The 997-nt window shown below is 65.8% G+C and carries 1 protein-coding gene; it reads left to right on the forward strand.

Annotated elements, in window-relative coordinates:
* Positions 1–997: ABC transporter permease (locus AC1D00_RS42735; RefSeq protein ID WP_477014866.1), on the forward strand; the 997-nt coding region annotated here is incomplete at both ends.

Consider the following 997-nt stretch of genomic DNA (forward strand, 5'->3'; position numbering starts at 1 on the left):
TCGCTGGGCCCATCGCGGGCATGCTGTGGCGCGCGGTCGATGACAGGGAGGTGCGTCAGATTCTGCCGCAAACAGTCGCGGCTCTCGCCAATTGGGACGGCAGGGACCTGCCGGACGAAGAGGCCTTTGCTGCGCTGGCAGGCGACATCCTGGCGGCCCGCACCTCCGGCACCATCGCCGTCGCGGCCAAGCGGCTCAACTACGCGCTGAACGGCTTCCGCACGATCCYGACCAGCACGGCACGCAATCTGAAGGCGGTGCCGGAGCGAGGGGCGGCCAAGGAGACGCTGGGCAAGATCAACCCGGCCTGGCGCGAACGCGCCACCTGGACGACGATCAAGAACGCCGGCGGCCCAGTGACCGGCTTCTACCTTCTTGCGGCGCTCGACCTGACGCGGAACGCGGACGGCGCGATCGTCGCAGCCCCGCCGGATCAGGCCATCTACCGCGACGTTTTCGGCCGCACCTTCCTCATCAGCTTCAGCGTCACGGTACTCTGCCTGATACTCGGCTTCCCGGTCGCCTACCTGCTGGCGACACTGCCGCCGGGCCGGTCGAACCTCTTGATGATCTTCGTCCTGCTGCCGTTCTGGACGTCGCTTCTGGTCCGCACCTGCGCCTGGATCGTGCTGTTGCAGAGCAATGGCGTCGTGAACGACAGCCTTCAGTGGCTTGGCATCATCGACCAGCCGTTGCGCCTGATCTATAACCGCTTCGGTGTCTGCGTGGCCATGACCCACGTTCTCCTGCCGTTCATGATCCTGCCGCTCTACAGCAGCATGAAGGCGATCTCGCCTGCCTACATGCGTGCCGCTGCCTCGCTCGGTGCGCCGCCGCTCACCGCCTTCCTGCGGATCTACCTGCCTCAAACTCTGCCCGGCATCGGCGCGGGAAGCCTGCTCGTCTTCATCCTGGCACTCGGCTACTACATCACACCGGCACTCGTCGGGGGCGCCGCCGACCAGATGATCAGCTACTTCATCGCGCTCTACACGAC

The sequence above is a fragment of the Bradyrhizobium sp. P2_E8 genome (genome assembly GCF_056403875.1).